Origin of the sequence: Spiroplasma endosymbiont of Megaselia nigra (assembly GCF_003987485.1) — a bacterium.
GTDB lineage: Bacteria > Bacillota_I > Bacilli_A > Mycoplasmatales > Mycoplasmataceae > Spiroplasma.
The window spans coordinates 1-1,328 of record NZ_RCOO01000257.1 but is presented as its reverse complement, the minus strand read 5'-3'; the positions used below and the strand labels follow the sequence as shown (position 1 = coordinate 1,328).

The 1,328-nt window shown below is 25.4% G+C and carries 3 protein-coding genes; all 3 read left to right on the top strand.

The window, feature by feature from the left end; translation table 4 throughout:
• A partial coding sequence (locus tag D9R21_RS06810; protein ID WP_158613981.1) for a hypothetical protein occupies positions 1–646 on the top strand: 646 nt, incomplete at its 5' end.
• A gap of 15 nt (positions 647–661) precedes the next feature.
• Positions 662–931, top strand: coding sequence for a hypothetical protein (locus tag D9R21_RS06530; RefSeq protein ID WP_126821547.1), 270 nt, complete (start codon positions 662–664; stop codon positions 929–931).
• A gap of 13 nt (positions 932–944) precedes the next feature.
• A partial coding sequence (locus tag D9R21_RS06525; protein WP_148108882.1) for a hypothetical protein occupies positions 945–1,328 on the top strand: 384 nt, incomplete at its 3' end.

Here is a 1,328-nt window from a genome sequence, read left to right as displayed (position 1 = left end):
TGAGTTTTTTACTTCGGCAAATATGAGTGTTGGTAATATTAATTATTCTTCACAAAATGACCCTATGGCAACATGACAAGGTCTATTGCCTACTTATGCGAAATCATTGGCTAATTTAACAACTTTAAAGAAAATGTTTCGTACTTTTCAAGAAGAACGTATTGATTTAACAATGATAGATTTAGAAGCATATTATACTCAGCTAGAAATTGATTCTTTATTAGATAAACTTGTTATAGAAAAAATTAAAGATGAAAAACTTGCAAAAATAAAACAAGAAATTGTAGATGAATTAAAAAAATTAATTATTGTACCAGATGTACCAGATTGAGAAGTTGTTGATACTAGCAATTTTAGAATGGGCCAAATCGGATATAATATTTCTAATTTTGATAAAGAAAATTATATTTATAGAATTTGAGCCTCGGGAAAAGATAGCAAGGGAGATTTAAAAAGCCAAGGAATGTTGCAAACAAGACATGGTTTTGCACAAACAATAGGTGTTATATATGATCAAATAGGTGTTAATAGTGCATGTTTAGCATTATCTATTAATCCTGATGGATTGATTAATATTGGAGTTAATGGTCCAGCAACATTTAAACCTTTGGGATTTGTGTTTATTGAAAGAAAAAAGGCAAATTAGAAAGGAGATGTTATTATGCCAAAAGTTAATATTAAAGATTTAATTATGTTTTTGAAAATATTCGGAATTTCATCATTATTTTTTATTACCGGAATTACTATTTGTTTTTTAGGACCAACTAAATTAGGAATTGGTTGACCTGCATATGTAATTATTGGTGCAATGCTTAATGGTTTTGGAGTTATTGTTTTAATTATTGAAACAATTAGATTTATCAAAACTCATAACAAACAACAAAAACAAGATAGTATTGAAGATGTTATTAAAAAAGAAGATACAAAATAAAGAGGTGTTATAAATGGGATTGTTACCAGCAAAAAAGAAATTAAAAAAAGAATATGATATTGATAGTTATTATCTTAATTTAGCATCAACGATTACTAATCGTAAAAATGTTACTGTTCAAAAACATAATGAGATTTTAGAAAAAATAATTTGTGAAGATAATGCTAATTTTTTAAATCCACGAGATTTAGAAATTAGCATTTATAATCCACTTACTAATCAAAAAATAGATACTAAATTAATTAATAACTTTTTAAAAATGCAGGACTTTACTAATAAGAATTGATATAACGAATATAAAATTAATAAGAATGGTAAGGGTGCATATTTTATTTTTGCTAATAATTCAAAACTTAATTTTATTACTATTGATTTTTACAATGACCAGTATGATGAA